16 protein-coding genes are annotated in these 15,991 nt (G+C 61.2%); 3 read left to right on the top strand and 13 right to left on the bottom strand.

All coding sequences use genetic code 11. From position 1 onward, the window contains the following. Window positions 1-61 precede the first annotated feature (61 nt). From AB0P14_RS12115 to AB0P14_RS12105, 3 genes are read left to right on the top strand one after another with little or no spacing between them, the layout of a single operon-like run. Window positions 62-1,030, top strand: coding sequence for a nucleoside hydrolase (locus AB0P14_RS12115; protein ID WP_363842341.1), 969 nt, complete (start codon window positions 62-64; stop codon window positions 1,028-1,030). Between the two features lie 23 nt (window positions 1,031-1,053). Next, the gene (locus tag AB0P14_RS12110; protein WP_363842897.1) at window positions 1,054-2,457 is read left to right on the top strand and encodes an MFS transporter; all 1,404 of its coding nucleotides are present in this window, start codon (window positions 1,054-1,056) and stop codon (window positions 2,455-2,457) included. Further along, the gene (locus AB0P14_RS12105; RefSeq protein WP_363842338.1) at window positions 2,454-3,392 is read left to right on the top strand and encodes a ribokinase; all 939 of its coding nucleotides are present in this window, start codon (window positions 2,454-2,456) and stop codon (window positions 3,390-3,392) included. The genes AB0P14_RS12110 and AB0P14_RS12105 overlap by 4 nt, the downstream gene beginning before the upstream one ends. Before the next feature lie 167 nt (window positions 3,393-3,559). Here AB0P14_RS12105 and AB0P14_RS12100 read toward each other — a convergent pair whose 3' ends face one another. The 13 genes from AB0P14_RS12100 to AB0P14_RS12040 all read right to left on the bottom strand — a co-directional run bounded on the left by AB0P14_RS12100 (window position 3,560) and on the right by AB0P14_RS12040 (window position 15,988). Further along, window positions 3,560-4,537 (bottom strand): pantoate--beta-alanine ligase, encoded by a 978-nt coding sequence (locus tag AB0P14_RS12100; protein WP_363842335.1) that lies wholly within the window; start codon window positions 4,535-4,537, stop codon window positions 3,560-3,562. A 100-nt stretch (window positions 4,538-4,637) separates the two neighbouring features. Then, window positions 4,638-5,564, bottom strand: a complete 927-nt coding sequence (locus AB0P14_RS12095) for a DUF2520 domain-containing protein (RefSeq protein ID WP_363842332.1) — start codon at window positions 5,562-5,564, stop codon at window positions 4,638-4,640. Then, complete coding sequence (locus AB0P14_RS12090) at window positions 5,554-7,107, bottom strand: PH domain-containing protein (RefSeq protein ID WP_363842329.1); 1,554 nt, start codon at window positions 7,105-7,107, stop codon at window positions 5,554-5,556. Before AB0P14_RS12090 ends, AB0P14_RS12095 begins: the two co-directional genes overlap by 11 nt. After that, entirely contained in the window at window positions 7,104-7,556 is a 453-nt protein-coding gene (locus AB0P14_RS12085) for a PH domain-containing protein (RefSeq protein ID WP_363842894.1), read from the bottom strand. Before AB0P14_RS12085 ends, AB0P14_RS12090 begins: the two co-directional genes overlap by 4 nt. 61 nt (window positions 7,557-7,617) lie before the next feature. Beyond that, window positions 7,618-8,136, bottom strand: coding sequence for a DUF3180 domain-containing protein (locus tag AB0P14_RS12080; RefSeq protein ID WP_363842326.1), 519 nt, complete (start codon window positions 8,134-8,136; stop codon window positions 7,618-7,620). A gap of 113 nt (window positions 8,137-8,249) precedes the next feature. Further along, entirely contained in the window at window positions 8,250-8,774 is a 525-nt protein-coding gene (folK, locus tag AB0P14_RS12075) for a 2-amino-4-hydroxy-6-hydroxymethyldihydropteridine diphosphokinase (RefSeq protein ID WP_363842323.1), read from the bottom strand. Next, complete coding sequence (folB, locus tag AB0P14_RS12070; RefSeq protein WP_363842320.1) at window positions 8,771-9,202, bottom strand: dihydroneopterin aldolase; 432 nt, start codon at window positions 9,200-9,202, stop codon at window positions 8,771-8,773. The genes folK and folB overlap by 4 nt, the downstream gene beginning before the upstream one ends. Continuing rightward, on the bottom strand, window positions 9,199-10,152 hold the full coding sequence (folP, locus tag AB0P14_RS12065) for a dihydropteroate synthase (protein ID WP_363842317.1): 954 nt from the start codon (window positions 10,150-10,152) through the stop codon (window positions 9,199-9,201). The genes folB and folP overlap by 4 nt, the downstream gene beginning before the upstream one ends. Window positions 10,153-10,163: 11 nt before the next feature. Next, window positions 10,164-10,751: a GTP cyclohydrolase I FolE gene (gene folE / locus AB0P14_RS12060; protein WP_363842314.1), complete on the bottom strand. Its 588-nt coding sequence runs from the start codon at window positions 10,749-10,751 to the stop codon at window positions 10,164-10,166. 19 nt (window positions 10,752-10,770) lie between these two features. Then, the gene (gene ftsH, locus AB0P14_RS12055; protein ID WP_363842311.1) at window positions 10,771-12,846 is read right to left on the bottom strand and encodes an ATP-dependent zinc metalloprotease FtsH; all 2,076 of its coding nucleotides are present in this window, start codon (window positions 12,844-12,846) and stop codon (window positions 10,771-10,773) included. A gap of 242 nt (window positions 12,847-13,088) precedes the next feature. After that, window positions 13,089-13,640, bottom strand: coding sequence for a hypoxanthine phosphoribosyltransferase (gene hpt / locus AB0P14_RS12050; protein ID WP_363842308.1), 552 nt, complete (start codon window positions 13,638-13,640; stop codon window positions 13,089-13,091). 78 nt (window positions 13,641-13,718) lie between these two features. Next, window positions 13,719-14,786, bottom strand: coding sequence for a tRNA lysidine(34) synthetase TilS (gene tilS / locus AB0P14_RS12045; RefSeq protein ID WP_363842305.1), 1,068 nt, complete (start codon window positions 14,784-14,786; stop codon window positions 13,719-13,721). Then, window positions 14,786-15,988, bottom strand: coding sequence for a zinc-dependent metalloprotease (locus tag AB0P14_RS12040; RefSeq protein WP_363842302.1), 1,203 nt, complete (start codon window positions 15,986-15,988; stop codon window positions 14,786-14,788). Before AB0P14_RS12040 ends, tilS begins: the two co-directional genes overlap by 1 nt. Between the last annotated feature and the right edge of the window lie 3 nt (window positions 15,989-15,991).

The following is a 15,991-nucleotide window of genomic DNA, read 5'->3' as shown; positions in this document are numbered from 1 at the left end:
CTTGATTACTGTGCATCACCGGGAAACTCCGGAGCCGCCCCAACGACGTGGAGAAAATACTATGGAACAGCAAACTGCAGCCCAGCCCCGCAAGATCATTCTTGACTGCGACCCCGGCCATGACGATGCGGTGGCCCTGCTCTTGGCCCACGGCAACCCCAACATTGACTTGCTTGCCGTGACCACCGTGGTGGGTAACCAGACACTTGAAAAGGTCACCCGCAACGCCCTGAGCGTGGGCACCATTGCCGGCATCACCGGAGTCCCCTTTGCCGCAGGTTGCGACCGCCCCTTGGTACGCAGCATCGAGACAGCGCCTGACATCCACGGCGAGTCCGGCATGGATGGTCCAGAACAGCCCGAGTCCACCATCGAGTTGGACCCACGCCACGCCGTCGACCTCATCATTGAAACCATCATGGCGCACGAACCGGGCACCATAACCCTGGTCCCCACCGCCGGACTGACGAACATCGCCATGGCCGCGCGCAAGGAACCGCGCATCGTTGAGCGCGTGAAGGAAGTTGTCCTCATGGGCGGCGGCTACCACGTGGGCAACTGGAGCCCGGTGGCCGAATTCAACATCAAGATCGATCCCGAGGCAGCACACATCGTGTTCAACGCCGGCTGGGAAGTTGTCATGGTTGGACTGGACCTGACCCACCAGGCGCTGGCCACACCCGAGGTGGTTGCCGCCATTGATGCCGTGGGCACCAAGCCGGCCAAGTTCGTCATGGAGCTGATGGATTTCTTCGCCAAGACGTACAAGGATGCACAGGGCTTTGACTACCCGCCGGTGCATGACCCGTGCGCCGTCGCCTATGTCATTGACCCCACCGTCATGACCACACAGAAGGTTCCCGTGGACATTGAGCTCACGGGCACGCTGACCTTGGGCATGACCGTGGCCGATTTCCGCGCCCCCGCCCCGGCCGACTGCAAGACCAGCGTTGCCGTCACCCTTGACCATGCGAAGTTCTGGAACATGGTCACCGACGCACTCGTGAACATTGGTGAGGTCGACGCGTGAGCTTCGCAACCACAAAGTCCGGGATGCTGAGCAAGCCCGGCAACATTACCGCTCTCATGGTGGCGCTGCTGACGGCCTGCGTGGCCTTCCAGCTCAACGCCTCCATGCTCAGCCCCGCGCTGGTCACCATGGGCGAGGAACTCAACGCCAGTCAGGCTTCCATTGGCCTGTCACAGACCTGGTTCTTCACAGCCGCCGCCGTCTTCTCGCTGTTCCTGCCCCGCCTGAGCGACATCATCGGCCGCAAGAGAGTGCTGATCGGCATGATGGTCATGATGGGCGTGGGCTCCATCATCTCCGCCATGGCCCCGGACATCACCTGGCTCTTTGTGGGACGCATCATCCAAGGCGTCAGCGGCCCCACGGTTCCGCTGTGCCTGATCATGCTCCGCTCCGCGGTCAAGGACCCCAAGAAGTACGGCGCTTTGATGGGTCTGATCACCGCCGTCAATGGCGGAATTGCTGGCATTGACTCCTTTGTGGGCGGCTACTTCGCCGAGCACTTTGGCTTCCGCAGCATCTTCTGGCTCATGGTGGTCACTGCCGCAATCGCCACCGTGCTGATCGTATTCCTGGCCGGCGAATCCAAGCCTGGCGAAGGCACCAAGATGGACTGGTTGGGCGTGTTCTTCATCGTCATCGCCGTGGGCGCCCTGCTCACTGCCCTAAATGAAGCCACCAAGCTGGTGGGTGGCATCACAACCGCTCCGCTCGTGACTTCACTGGCACTGGCCTTGCTCGCCGTGCTCGCTTTTATGGCGTTCTGGCGCGTGGAGAAGGTCTCCTCACACCCCATGGTTGAAATTGTGCACCTGCGCCAGCGCTCCACTTGGGCTCCGCTGCTGACTACCACCTTGACCATGACGGGCATTTTCGCCGTCATCAACGGCATTGTTCCGGCTTTTGTGCAGGCCGCAGACCCCGGCTTTGGTATTGGCGCCACGGAGATGAGCTTGCTGATCCTGACGCCTTACGCGTTGTTAGGTTGGGTGGTTGGTCCCTTCACAGGTCGCCTTGCGCCGGTCATTGGCTACACCATGATGTTGCGGGTGGGGCTGCTGGGCAGCATGGCCGCGCTGGCCATCATCGGCTTCCTCGGGCTCCACAGCCTGGCCTGGATGATCACCGGCACCGTGTTGTTGGGCATCATGTACGCCGGTACTGTAAACATCATGCTCAACGGCCTTGGCGTAGTTCTGTCTCCGGCAGGAAACCCCGGATTCTTGCCCGGCATGAACGCCGGCGCCTTCAACCTCGGCGCCGGACTCAGCTTCCTAGTCCTGCCAGCCATCTTGGTTGCCACCGCCCCTCTGGGCGGCCACGGCTCCTACCTGACGGTTGTCATCGTGGCCCTGGCCCTCACCGGCGCAGCCTTCGCGGCCTCGCTGCTGGTTCCCAAACCCCTTGACGCGGAGGTAGCACCATGAGTGCCAAAATAGTTGTTGCTGGCTCCCTCAATGCCGATCTGACCATCTACTGCGATAGGTTGCCCAATCCCGGCGAAACCCTCCACGGCAACGGTTTTGCGGTGAATCCGGGCGGCAAGAGTGCCAATCAGGCTGTTGCCGCGGCCCGGCTAGGCGGTCAGGTGACGCTGCTGGGCGCAGTGGGCGAGGACGCCAATGGCGATATGCTGCTGGCCTCCGCCGCCAGTTCTGGGGTCAATATCGATCACCTCCGCCGCGTCAGCGAGCCCACCGGTGTCGCCGTCATCTCGGTCGACGCCCACGGCGAGAACACCATCATCATCTCCGCCGGCGCCAATGCAACGCTCTTGCCCGCCCATCTGGAACCGGCAGTTTTTGCCGACGCCGCCGTGGTCTGCCTGTGCTTGGAGGTGGCCCCGGAGACCGCGCTGGCTGCCGCTGCTGCCGGGCACGACGCCGGAGCAACAGTTCTGTTGAACCTCTCGCCGTACGCTCCCATCACCGAGGAGTTGGCCCAGTCGGTGGATGTGTTGCTGGTCAACGTCCATGAGGCCTCGGCCTTCCTTGACGGGTTTGCCATGCCGGTCTCCGATGCGCCAGCCGTAGCCTGGCACGGGGCCGTTGCACGTTTCGCCGCGCGTGGTCTGTCCAAGGTGCTGGTGACACTCGGTGCGGCTGGCTCTGTGGTGCTGGATTCCACTAATGCTTCGGCGCCTGCGGTACTGATTGCACCGACGAAGGTGGACGCCGTGGACACCACGGGTGCCGGCGACGCTTTCACAGGAGCTGTCGCGGCGCGGTTGGCTGCGGGCGATTCGCTCGTGGACGCGGCCAGGCAGGCCTCCGTGGCAGCCGCGCTGGCAACCACCAAGCGGGGCACCCAGGCCGCCTACCCCCATTTGGAGGACGTGACGGCGCTGATTTCCGCCGTATAATCCAGCTGAGCCGTCTGCACGACTTTGCTTCTGCGTTCCGTTAAGACAGAACCATGCGCAGCTCTTTGAGTAGCGCATGGTTCTGTCTTAACCGAGCGCACCTTCAAAGTGGGGTGGGGCAGTGTGGGGTGGGGCAGAGCGGGGTGGGGCAGGCTGAGATTCGCGGCTCAGCCCAGCGGCATGTTGTCAATGAGCCGTACCGGGCCCACCTTCGCAGCAACCAGGACCAGCGCTTCCCCTGTGAACGGGGTGTCCTGACAGTTTTCGGCACGGACCGCAAGTGTCAGCGGATCCACCACTTCCAGGTAGTCCAGTTCCACGCCCGGAGCACTATCCACGAGGGCTTGCGCCGAGTCAATGTCGAGTGGCTCATGGGCATCGGATCGGCGCTTCAGAAGCCGCAGGGCACGCGAGAGAACTAAGGCGGAGTCCCGCTCTTGCGCAGACAAGAATCGGTTTCTACTGGAGAGAGCCAGTCCGTCATCGTCGCGCACCGTGGGAACAGCAACAATGTCCACCGGGAAGTTTAGATCAGCCACCATTTTGCGGACCAGAGCCAGCTGTTGGGCGTCCTTCTGGCCGAAATATGCTCGGTAGGCCGGGCGAACGGCAGCATCCTCGGCGATGTTCTGGGGACCGTCCCCGCCAGCACCAGCTTGGTACGGCAGGCCGCCGTCGGGCATGGCTGTGTGCAGCAGTTTCGCCACGACCGTCAGGGCACCGTCAAAGTGGCCTGGGCGTGAGGCGCCCTCATATAGCTCCCCCATCATTCCTGCCGTGACCCGAACCATGGGTTCGCCGCCTGGGTACATTTCCTCTACCGAAGGGGCGAACATTATGTCCACGCCGGCCTCGCTGAGCAGGGCCAGATCGGCTTCTGTAGTGCGAGGGTAGCGTGCTAAATCCGTGGCATCACCGAATTGCAACGGATTGACGAACACGCTGGCCACCACCACCGAATTCTCGGCTACGGCGGTGCGGGCCAGGGTTGCATGTCCGCGGTGCAAGGCGCCCATCGTAGGGACCAAGCCCAACGTCCCGGGCTGGCGGCCCGAGTCCTGCCCGCCCTGCGCAGCTCGCTGACACAAAAGTGCCGCTGACTTATCCCGCAGCTCGGCGATGGTGGTTACCAACACGGTGCTCATGTTCTTCACTCTCTTCAATGCCAACGTCAATGCCAGTTCATTGCCAGTTCATTGCCAAAATTTTATGCTGCTCGGAAGGTGCTCTGCGCGATGGGCGCGTCTACGTGAGCGGATCGGCCGAGCCGGGTTCGCCGTCGTCGTTTCGCAAAGCCGCTTGGATACCAAGATAGGCTTCCGCGGAAAGCAGCCGCCGCTTAGCCGCCCGTGCTGCTGTGCTAGCGGACATGGCTAGATAAGCGTCCAGCACGTCCGAGGATGAGGTGTCCAGTGTGTACTCGCGCAGGGCAGCGGCATGGGCTCTGACGGTCCCGGCATCGCCGCGCGCCACCGGACCGGTTAGGGCAGACTCCCCCGATGTCAACGCATTCTCCAAGGCGGCACGCAACAGCGGACCCAACACCTGGCTGGTCGATTCCACGCCAATGTCCGCCAAAATCTGTGCCGCCTGGGCCACGAGCGTGACCATGTGATTCGCCGAATGCGCTAGTGACGCGTGGTAGAGAACCCTATCAGCCTCAGCAATAACTACCGGCTCGGCACCCATTTCAACCACGAGGGCTTGGGCGATGGGTAACATGGCCGGATCAGCTGTGACACCAAAACAGCAGTCGGAGAGGCGGGCCAGGTCCAGACTCATGCCGGTGAACGTCATGGCCGGATGCAGAGCTAACGGGATGCCACCGGCAGCCTTGACCGGGGCCAGTACTCCCGTGCCGAAACGCCCCGAGGTGTGCGCCACCAGCTGCCCGGCTTGCCACGCACCCGTAGCGGCGAGGCCAGTCACAAGATCGGCCAGGGCGTCATCGGGAACAGCTAACAGGACAAGTTCCGAGCGCTCCACAATGTCTTCCACCGCAAGGACTGGAACGCCGGGCAGCAACAGTTCTGCCCGCTCCAAGGATGCTTCGGACACCGCAGAAACACCCACGACGGCGTGCCCGGCTCCGCGCAGCGCAGCTCCCAGAACGGCACCCACCTTGCCAGCTCCAATGATTCCAATGCCAAGGCGGCCCGGCTTAATCGCCAAGGTGTTGCTCCTTTGCTTCTTCTTGATTTAGGAGTGACGGTTTTACTTCGAGCCACTTTTCGCTGCGTTGAATGCGGCGGGCCGTTGCGGCGCGGGCTGATTGCTCATCGAAGAGTGCGAGCCCGTTGGCCGTTGAAAGATGATGCACGCGCGGGCGGATCGGTCCCACCGTTGAATGCAATTCAAAGCTGACCAGACCCAGACGGGACATGAGCGGGCCTTGACGCAATCCCAACGACTGGGTGCGCTCGTGCGGCACCACCTGCAAGCTGCGGAAGAACCGGCCGCGGCGGCACAGCAACGCTGTTGCCGTTGCCCGGAAGGCATTTTGGCGCCAGGAGATGGGGTCAACCCAGCGTGCTGCCCGCGGCGAGTGCACAAAGCCTTCATCGGCACCCGCCCCGTGCAGGCCGGCCGCAAAAACCTCTAAGGGCCGTTCCACTCCGGGGTCCGGAAAGACCAGGCCCAAAACAGCCATGACTTCAGACTCCGTGCCGACGGGAAGAATCACGCTGCGGGAACTGCCGGAGGTGTCATCACCATAACCAGCCACGTTGACTTGAACCCTGTACCAGCCAAAGGGTCGCCACACAGGTCCCTGCGAAATACTCACGGCTTGGACGCGACCCGGCGGAATGGTCTGGGAGCGTGTCTCCAACAGACCATAGTGCAGCCGAACGCCGTCGGGCGATGTGGCGACACGGAAATTTAGATCGTTCGTAATCGTCTTCCAGTAAGAGGCAAAGATACCGATGAACAGCGGAAAAACACCGAGAAAAATGGCAAATTCCCCAGTCCACACCACAGCCACAACGGCCGCCACAATGAAAATCACGGCCCACACGGTGGTGGTGGAGAAAAATGCGGCGCCAATGATTCTCCGCGGAGCCAACGCCAGCACCTGCGTTTCCGGGGCCTCTTGGATGTTCATGGGCTGATCCGGATCCAACGCCACGCCAGCGGCACGGGCCAGAATTGCCGCGCGCAGCCGCTTGGCTTCCGCAAGCTTGAGGAAGGACAACTTGATAGCTGACTTTCCGCCGTCGGCCACGTCAAACTTCAGCTCGGCTAGGCCGAATGCGCGCGCCAAGAGCGGCTGGATCACGTCAATGGCCTGCACCCGGTCAATGCGCGCGCGGCGCTGTTGGCGGAAAATGATGCCGGAGTTGATATGCACGTTTTCATCGGTGACCTGGTACCGCGTAAACCGCCACGACAGAAAAAATGCCGCACCGAAAATGATCACGGCGGCGCCCACCACGATGAGGATGACCACCACGGGTGTCCCGCCGGTCACGGATCCACCGCTCTCCCAGCCGCCAGAGAAGAGCGAGTCGAGGGAGTTTCGGCCAAAAATGAAGATGACGGCTGCCACAGCGATCCACCCACGGACCAGGGGCGACACGGGGTGCACACGGTGCCAGGTATCGGGGCTGTCGGTGGCGAACCCTTCTGGCGCAGCGGGCGCTTCGGACACGCCGGAGCTGACGGGTGCGTCAGGCACGCCCGGCACTCCGGCGTTCTCAGGTAATTGCTCGCTCACAAGCCGGCCAATTTTGCCTCACCACGGGCGGTGAGTTGTTCGCGCAACCGGCCGGCCTCCGCGGCGGGGAGGCCATTGAGCAACGCATTGGTTCCCGGGGATGCGGTGTGCAGATGGATGGTGCTCAGTCCCAGCATCCGCTCCAGCGGCCCCATGGTCACATCCACATATTGCATGCGGCCGTATGGCACCACCATGACCCGGTGGAACAGGATACCGCCGCGGATCAACAAGTCTTCGTCACGTTCCGCGTAGCCAATGGCTCGCACCTGGCGGGGGATCAAAATCATTTCCCATACGGCGATCACCACCACCACGGCGGGGGCGGCCCACGCCAACCATGCCGGGTAGCCCGCCCAGACACCCGTGAGATGCAGAACCAACGGCACCGCGGTGATGATCAAGAAAATGAGGGCACCAATTCCCGCAGAGATAAAGCGGGCGGTCATGAGCTTTTCGGAGACGGGTAAGAAAACTACTCCGTCAGGATCAATGGCGCTGCTATGTTGCTTAGGCAAATTCTTCCTCCCCATGTCCTTCACGCTTGGGCCGGGTACTGGATGTACCGGGATCGCTGTCTTCCGGTGGTACTTTGCAGAATCGTTCGACCATGACACCAACAGCCAACATGACCAGTCCGCCAGCCAGATGCGCCACCATAACCCAAATGATGGCCAGATCGCTGCGCATGGCCACGGTGGGAATTTGGTTGATGAGGATTCCGGCATGCCATCCGAACAGTACGGCTCCGGCATAGGCGCAGGCCTGCGCCAAAATTACTGTTCGGGCGGCTAGCAGCGGATCAAGAGCCTTTTCCCGTTTACCGTCGCGCCAGCGGCGCACCCGCAGGCCCAACACCAGACACACCACAGCTATCAAAGCCATCGTGATCAAGGAACTTAGTGGCAGCACCGGCAGGGCCAAACTGGCTCGGGAGGTCAGCAAAGTGGCCACCCATCCAATGGCCGCCAGCACAATACCAACGGCTGCCAACCACGCGGGCCTGATGGTCCGCATTGTGCTTCTCATTGTTGCCTCATCGCTTCACTTGGGGACTGCTGATTTAACCGTACTGGTTTTTTCGCCGTTTGGACTTTAGGCTCAGTGATTCTCCCGCGCCTGTGGGCTTCCCGCAGGGTCTGCTAGGTCACAACAGTGGGAGGTACGTCCGGTACATGGGAAATGCCGGACATATCTGCCGCGGCAGCTGCCAGCTGTGCCACCGGCACGCCGTCCAAGGTGGCGTTAGCTTCCATCAGCGACCAGGGATACACCACAAACGCTCGTTCGGCGGCACGCGGGTGCGGCAGCGTCAACACCGGATCATCACTGTGTACGTCGCCGTAAACGATGATGTCAACGTCGAGAGTACGGGCACCCCAACGCACCTCACGTGTCCGGTGGTAAGCCAACTCCACAGCTTGGCAATGAGCCAACAAGTCCAGCGGGGACAAGGTGGTGTCCACGGCAATGACCATGTTCAGGAAATCGGGCTGCCCGGCGGGGCCGCCCACTGGTTTCGTGGACACGACAGGGGAAACATTTTGCAGGCGTACTTCCGGACGATCCACAAGATCAGCGACGGCGCCCAAAAGCGTGCCTTCACGCTCACCCAGATTGCTGCCGAGGGCCAGAATAGCCCGGGTCAGCGCACGGGGAGCAGTCATGGCAAGCCCGCCGCAACAGTGCCAGCAGCAGTGGCGTCAGAATCTGAGAGGCCAGCAGTTTCACGAGTCCTCAAGACCGTGATGCTCACATCGCCAAAGGGGACCTGAATGGGTGCCTTCGGCTTATGGATGGTCACTTCGACGGCTTGAACGACAGGAAAATCTTCCAGAATTCTCTCGGCCATGCGGACGCTGAGTGTTTCAATCAAGTCAAAAGCTGGCCCGGTCACCATGGCGACGATGGTCTCGGCCACCGCGCCGTAGTCTGCGGTCTTAGACAAGTCATCCGTTGCGGCGGCTGCACCTATGTCCAAGTGCAGCACGGCGTCGGTAATGAAGGGTTGCCCGTCCCGCTTCTCATGCTCAAAAACACCGTGGTAGCCGATGGCTGTAACGCGGGTTAGGCGGATGGTGTCCAGCTGCGTCACTGGGCGGCCTGGCGCGCGGATAGACGCGCTTCGCGGTTCTTCTTACCCTGCACCAAGCGTGCGGCGACCTTGGCAGCGTCAAGGCTGGCATCGACGTCGTGCACGCGAACACCCCAAATACCCTGAGCAGCGGCGATGGCTGTGGTGGCCGAAGTAGCGTCGTCGCGCTCCTTCGGGGCGGCAGCTTTTCCAGCGCTGGTCAACAGTGAGCCGAGGAAACGCTTGCGGGAGGTGCCAACAAGAATCTTGTTGCCCATGGCTGCCACCTGGTCCAGATTGGCCAGCAGTTCCCAGTTCTGGTCAGCATTCTTGGAGAAGCCAATGCCCGGATCCAGGATCAGGTTTTCCTCTTTGACGCCCGCGGCGTAGAACTTCTCGCGAACCTCAGCGAGCTCGGCAACAACCTCGTGAACGACGTCCGTGTATCCGGTCAGTGAATCCATGGAACGTGAGTCACCACGGCTGTGCATGAGTACGTACGGAGCCTGGCGTTCGGCGATCAAAGCGATCATGTCCGGGTGCACATTGGCACCAGAAACATCGTTGATCAGCCCGGCACCGGCGTCCAGAGCCAAGGCGGCGGTGGAGGCGTGCCGGGTGTCAACACTGACCAGTGCCCCGGCCTTGGCTAGCGTGGAAATAACGGGCAGGATGCGGGCCTGCTCTTCGGTTTCGTCAACATAAGCAGCACCCGGGCGGGTGGACTCGCCGCCGACGTCGATGATGTCAGCGCCGCCGTAGAACATGCGCAGACCGTGGGCAATAGCCGTTTCCGTGGAGTCGTAGTCGCCGCCGTCACTGAAGGAGTCCGGGGTGCAGTTCAAGATCCCCATGACCACGGTGCGGTCTTTGGGGAGTGCGGCAAAGGTAGCCACCGACTTGCGGGCCCGCAGAACGGGCAAGGGTGAGGTGGCAGGGCCCGTTCCGGGCGCAGCAGCGAGGGAATCCATGGTGTTTACAGTTACCTTCCGAGAATCAGGCTCATGGCTTCAGCCCGGGTTGCAGGCTCGTGAAGCAGACCGCGGACAGCGCTGGTGACTGTCTTGGCCCCTGGTTTACGCACGCCACGCATGGACATGCACATGTGTTCGCATTCCACCACGACGATGGCGCCGCGAGGTTTGAGATGTTCAATCAAAGCATCAGCGATCTGGGTGGTGAGGCGCTCTTGCACCTGCGGCCGCTTGGCGAAAATATCCACCAGGCGCGCCAGCTTGCTCAGCCCCGTCACCCGCCCGTCCGACGACGGGATGTAACCTACGTGGGCGCTGCCGTGGAAGGGCACCAGGTGGTGTTCGCAGGTCGAGTAGAACGGAATGTCCTTGACCAGCACCATCTCTTCGTGGGCAATGTCAAAGGTGGTGCCTAAAACATCCGCAGGGTCCTGGTGCAGGCCGGCGAACACTTCACCGTATGCCTTGGCCACACGTTTGGGTGTGTCCAGCAGTCCGCTGCGATTCGGATCCTCACCAATGGCGAGGAGAATTTCCCGGACCGCCGCTTCAATGCGCGGTAGGTCCACCTTTTGTTCATCGTCGTATTCAGTCACGGATGTGATCCTACCGGTGTTACGGCTGGCCGGGCAGTTGCGGGGCATCGCCCTTGCCCAATTCGATACCCGGCTGGTTACCGGGAGCATCGAGTTCACCACTCAGGTGCGCGTTGGCAATCTGATCCTCGGGACTGACGGACTCAGGCTTCGGAGCTCCGGATTCAAGGGCTTCGCGGCGCTCCTTGTCGGTGATGACAGGGGGCAGCGCTGAGACGGGGCGGGAGTCCTTGGACAGCCACACCTTGCGCGGGGCAGGCTTGCGCAGACCGATGAAGATCTCTGCAATCTCGGCCTGGTTCAGGGTCTCGCGTTCCAGCAGTTCCAGGGCCAAACGGTCCAGGATGTCGCGGTTGGCGATCAACGCTTCGTAAGCGTCATCATGAGCCTGATCGATGAGTTTGCGGACTTCTTCATCAATCATGGAGGCAACGGCTTCGGAGTAATCCTTACCTTGCCCACCGCCGCCACCGAGGAACGGCTCACTGTTGCCAGAACCCAGTTTCACGGCGCCAATGCGCTCACTCATGCCGTACTGGGTCACCATGGCGCGGGCCGTTCCGGTGGCCTTCTCAATGTCATTCGAGGCACCAGTTGAGGGATCGTGGAACACGATTTCTTCGGCAACACGGCCACCCATGGCGTAGGCCATCTGGTCCAGCAATTCGTTGCGGGTGATCGAGTACTTGTCATCCTCAGGAACCACCATGGTGTAACCCAGGGCGCGGCCTCGGGGCAAGATGGTGATCTTGGTGACCGGTGCGGTGTTGTGCATGGCTGCGGCAACCAGCGCGTGTCCACCTTCGTGGTACGCGGTGATCTTGCGTTCCAGTTCCTTCATGACCCGGGTGCGCTTCTGCGGTCCGGCCATGACGCGGTCAATGGACTCATCCAGTGCCCGGTCATCAATGAGTTGGGCATTGGAACGGGCGGTCAGCAGGGCTGCTTCATTGAGCACGTTGGCCAAGTCAGCACCGGTGTAACCTGGCGTCTTCTTAGCAACAGCGTTCAAGTCAACGCCGGGAGCCATGGGCTTGCCCTTGGAGTGAACCCGCAGGATCTGTTCGCGGCCCAAACGGTCGGGAGCTTCCACAGGGATCTGGCGGTCAAAGCGGCCCGGACGCAGCAGAGCCGGGTCAAGAACGTCGGGTCGGTTGGTCGCAGCAATCAAGATGACGTTGGTTTTGACGTCAAAGCCGTCCATTTCAACGAGCAACTGGTTGAGGGTCTGCTCGCGCTCATCGTTGCCGCCGCCAATGCCGGCGCCACGATGACGGCCAACGGCGTCGATCTCGTCAACAAAGATGATGGCTGGGGAGTTGGCCTTGGCCTGCTCGAAGAGGTCGCGGACACGGGAAGCACCCACGCCGACGAACATCTCCACAAAGTCAGAACCGGAAATTGAGTAGAACGGCACGCCAGCCTCGCCAGCCACGGCACGGGCCAGCAGAGTCTTACCGGTACCGGGAGGGCCGTACAGCAGCACGCCCTTGGGGATCTTGGCACCCACCGCGGTGAACTTGTCGGGGTTCTGCAGGAAATCCTTGATTTCGTGCAGTTCTTCGACGGCTTCATCCGCGCCGGCAACGTCATTGAAGGTGACTTGCGGGTGGTCCTTGGTGAGCAGCTTGGCCTTGGACTTGCCGAACTGCATGACCTTGGAGCCGCCGCCTTGCATGCGGGAGAACAGGAACCAGAAGATCAGACCGATCAGTACGAACGGGATCAGAAGGGAGAAGATGCTGGACCAGAAGTTGTTGGACGCCGGTTGGTCGTCGAACTTCGTCATTTTGGCGTTGTCAATAAGCTCAGGCATCGTGGTGGCCCGGTAGTTGCCGTAGAAGAACTGGACGTTTTTGCCCTGGTCCTTGCCGTCGGCATTGACAAAGTTGTCCTTGAGGATCATGTCCACCCGACCTTCGGAACCGAAGATCTTGGCGGAGGCCACCTTGTCGCTCGTGAGCAGCTCTAGGCCGTCAGAGGTTCCAATGCGGCTCTGATTGGTACCGGTCAGGGTAAACAGACCGGCGCTAATGAGCACCACAACCACAATGATCCAGATAAATGGACCCTTGAAGAGTTTTTTGACTTTCATGTGTTCGAGGCTAGGCCTCGTCCCTCCCGCTCAACCAATTCATACTCGTACAGGACGCTTCCGACACGTTCCCAAGTTATAGCTTTACACCGTTCGCCTTGCTACACGCACGGGAATGCCCTTTAGTTCCCTGAGGGCATAACGTTATTTGCAACAAATGCCGCCGCGCTTACTTTCTGCCGTGGTTTAAACCCTGGCAGAAAGTAAGCAGCGGCGGCATTTCTAGCGTTGGAACGCTTCTCTTACTCGTAAATGTGCGGTGCGAGCGTGCCGATGAAGTCCAGGTTGCGGTACTTCTCGGCGAAGTCCAGGCCGTAGCCAACAACAAATTCGCTCGGGATCTCGTAACCAACGTACTTGACGTCGATTTCCACCTTGGCCGCAGCTGGTTTGCGCAGGAGCGTGCAGATTTCCACGGTGGCCGGGCCGCGGGACATGAGGTTCGCGCGCAGCCATGACAGGGTCAGGCCCGAGTCAATGATGTCTTCAACAATGAGGACGTGCTTGCCCATGAGGTCGGTTTCGAGGTCCTTCAGGATCCGGACAACTCCCGAAGACTGGGTGCCGGAACCGTAGGAGGACACTGCCATCCAGTCCATGGTGACGTGGCTGTGCAGGGCACGGGACAGATCCGCCATGATCATGACGGCGCCCTTGAGAACACCCACCAGAAGGACGTCGCGGCCCTCGTAGTCCGCATCAATCTGCGCGGCCAGTTCGGCTACGCGTGTTTGGATTTGTTCCTTGGTGTAAAGAACATGCTTAAGATCGGCTTGGACGTCTTGTGAATCCACCCATGACTCCTGTTTGTGAAGGATCGGTACTGGTTTTTAGTGCATTTTTGTTGCTGCTTTTGTTGCTGCTGTGTGCGCCTAGGTGCTGCGCCTAAGAACTAGCTTCCCATAGCTGCGGCCTTCGTGGGGAACACTTTGATTCCGGGAAATCCGCCAAGCACTGACTTTTCCGGCCAATTGCACCGGTCCCGCCGACCCTTTTCGGGCCAGCAAATTTTCTGCCGCGCCGAGCCGTTCAAGGCTCGGCTGCACTCCCCCAAGTTCGACGGCGGCCAGCGCCAACACTCTCGTCCTCAGGGCCGGAGCCAATGCCCTCAGCTCGTCTTCTGGCAGGGTGATGTGCGCATCTGGGCCTTTTTCCGCGCTACGTTCGGCCAGTTTGGCAAACTCTGCCTCGGCCAGTTGATCCAGGAAGTCGGCGTCATAACCCAAAATGGTGGCGGAGCGAGCCAGGGACTCTGCTACTCCGGGGCCAAGTTCCTCGTGGAGGAATGGGATCACCGCATTGCGCACCCGAACCCGTAAATAGGCTCGGTCTTGGTTGGCGGGATCATGCCACGGCTTCAGAGCCAAGGCCTCGCATATGGCCAATGTCTCATCCCGGCGCAGCCCCAAAAAGGGGCGCAGGTATATGCCGCGGCGTTCGCGCATGCCAGCGAGGGAACGAGTTCCCGAGCCTCGGGCGAGTCCCAAGAGGACTGATTCTGCTTGGTCGTCGAGGGTGTGGCCCAAGAGGATGTGTGAGGCGCCCAACTCGTGGGCCGTCGCCTCGAGTGCGCCAAAGCGGGCTGCGCGGGCTGCGGCTTCCGGCCCACCGCCGTCGTGCTTCAGATCCACGGTCCGGACCACCACGGGGTCCAAGCCCAGCTCCTGCAACTGATGGGCGGTGGCTTGAGCGACTTCGGCACTGCCCGCTTGCATCTGGTGGTCAACCACCACGGCACCCACCCGCACTTCCCCTCGTGTGGCAAAGAACGCGCAAACGGCCGCCAAGGCGAGGGAATCAGGACCGCCGCTACAGCCCACCAGGATCAGCGGCGGGTTCTCAACGACTAAGTTCTTGCCCGTGGTTTTTATCCCGAGCAGGGCGCCGACCATAGCCCGGGCCTTGCCCACGGTGGGATCGAGCCGGCCGCGGGGGCTCATTACAGGCCCATCCGGTCAACCCAGAGGCGGGCGTTGTGAATTTCTGCTTCGGTGGGCAGGTTCTCTACCTGGTTCCAGACCTGGTTGAAGCCGTCCATGCCGACCACGGCCACGGTGTCGCGGACAAATTTGGCCCCGTCACTGTACTGGCGCATTTTGGCGTCCAGCCCCATCAGGTTCCGGATGAACTTTTCAATCACACCGCGGTCCTTGCCCCTGTTAGTGAAGCGTTGTCGGATGGTGCGCACAGTGGGGACGATGCTCTTATCCACACCGTCCATGACCACGTTGGCGTGTCCCTCCAAGAGGCTCATGACGGCCGTCAAGTGCGACAACGCCGCTTTTTGCGCGGGATCCTGGAGGAGGTCCAAAACACCGCCCCGGGAAGATTCCGGGGTGGAATTGGCTGTGGAATCGTGCTTGCGGCCCAGTGATTTGGCTGATTCGAGAAGACGTTCGCCGAATTTCTCGGAGTCGCCCACCAGCAAGGTGCCGAGCTTCTCAATTTCACCAATCATGTGGTGACGCAGCCAAGGTGCCGCCGCAAATTGCACCCGGTGAGTTTGTTCATGCAGGCATACCCAAAGCCGGAAATCGGCCGGATCCACCTTCAGATCGCGTTCTACGGTGATGATGTTCGGCGCCACGAGCAGCAGCCGGCCGCCGGACTTCGCCGCGTTGGAGTGGGCGGAGTTGGAGTGGGCAGCGTTGGGGTCGTTCTGCCCGAGTGCGGAGAAGGGATCGTACTGGCCCAAAACCTTGCTGGAAAGAAACGCCAAGGCGCCTCCCAATTGAGCCCCCGTCACAGTGGCGCTGAATGCGGCACCCGGACTGCCCTGCGCTGGCCCGGAACTCTTGGCAGAATCGGCCTGCTTGGCTGCGAGCGCCCGCAGTACGGGATCCATCATGACGGCAAAGCTCTGCGTGTTGGCTTTGGCCCAGGATGCCCTGTCCACAATCAGAACCTCGGAGTCGTGGAGGTCTTTCGCTGCCTCAAGACGGCTGATCTCATGCACGTGTGGCACCGATTTTTCGGCCATGAGGCGCAGGTTTTCCACTGCAGCGGAGATTTCCGAGCCGCTCAAATCCGGCCCGGCAGGGGCTAAATTGGCTGCCGTTTTTGCGGCTAGTTCCCAATTGACCATGGCGGGGGCTGACGGCGTTCCGGATGCGGCGCTGCTGTTCTGGCTCATGTTTACCATCAG

The sequence above is a fragment of the Specibacter sp. NPDC078709 genome (assembly GCF_040686795.1).
Taxonomy (GTDB): domain Bacteria; phylum Actinomycetota; class Actinomycetes; order Actinomycetales; family Micrococcaceae; genus Specibacter.
The sequence above is the reverse complement of the archived record's forward strand: the minus strand, read 5'-3'. Positions and strand labels throughout refer to the sequence as shown.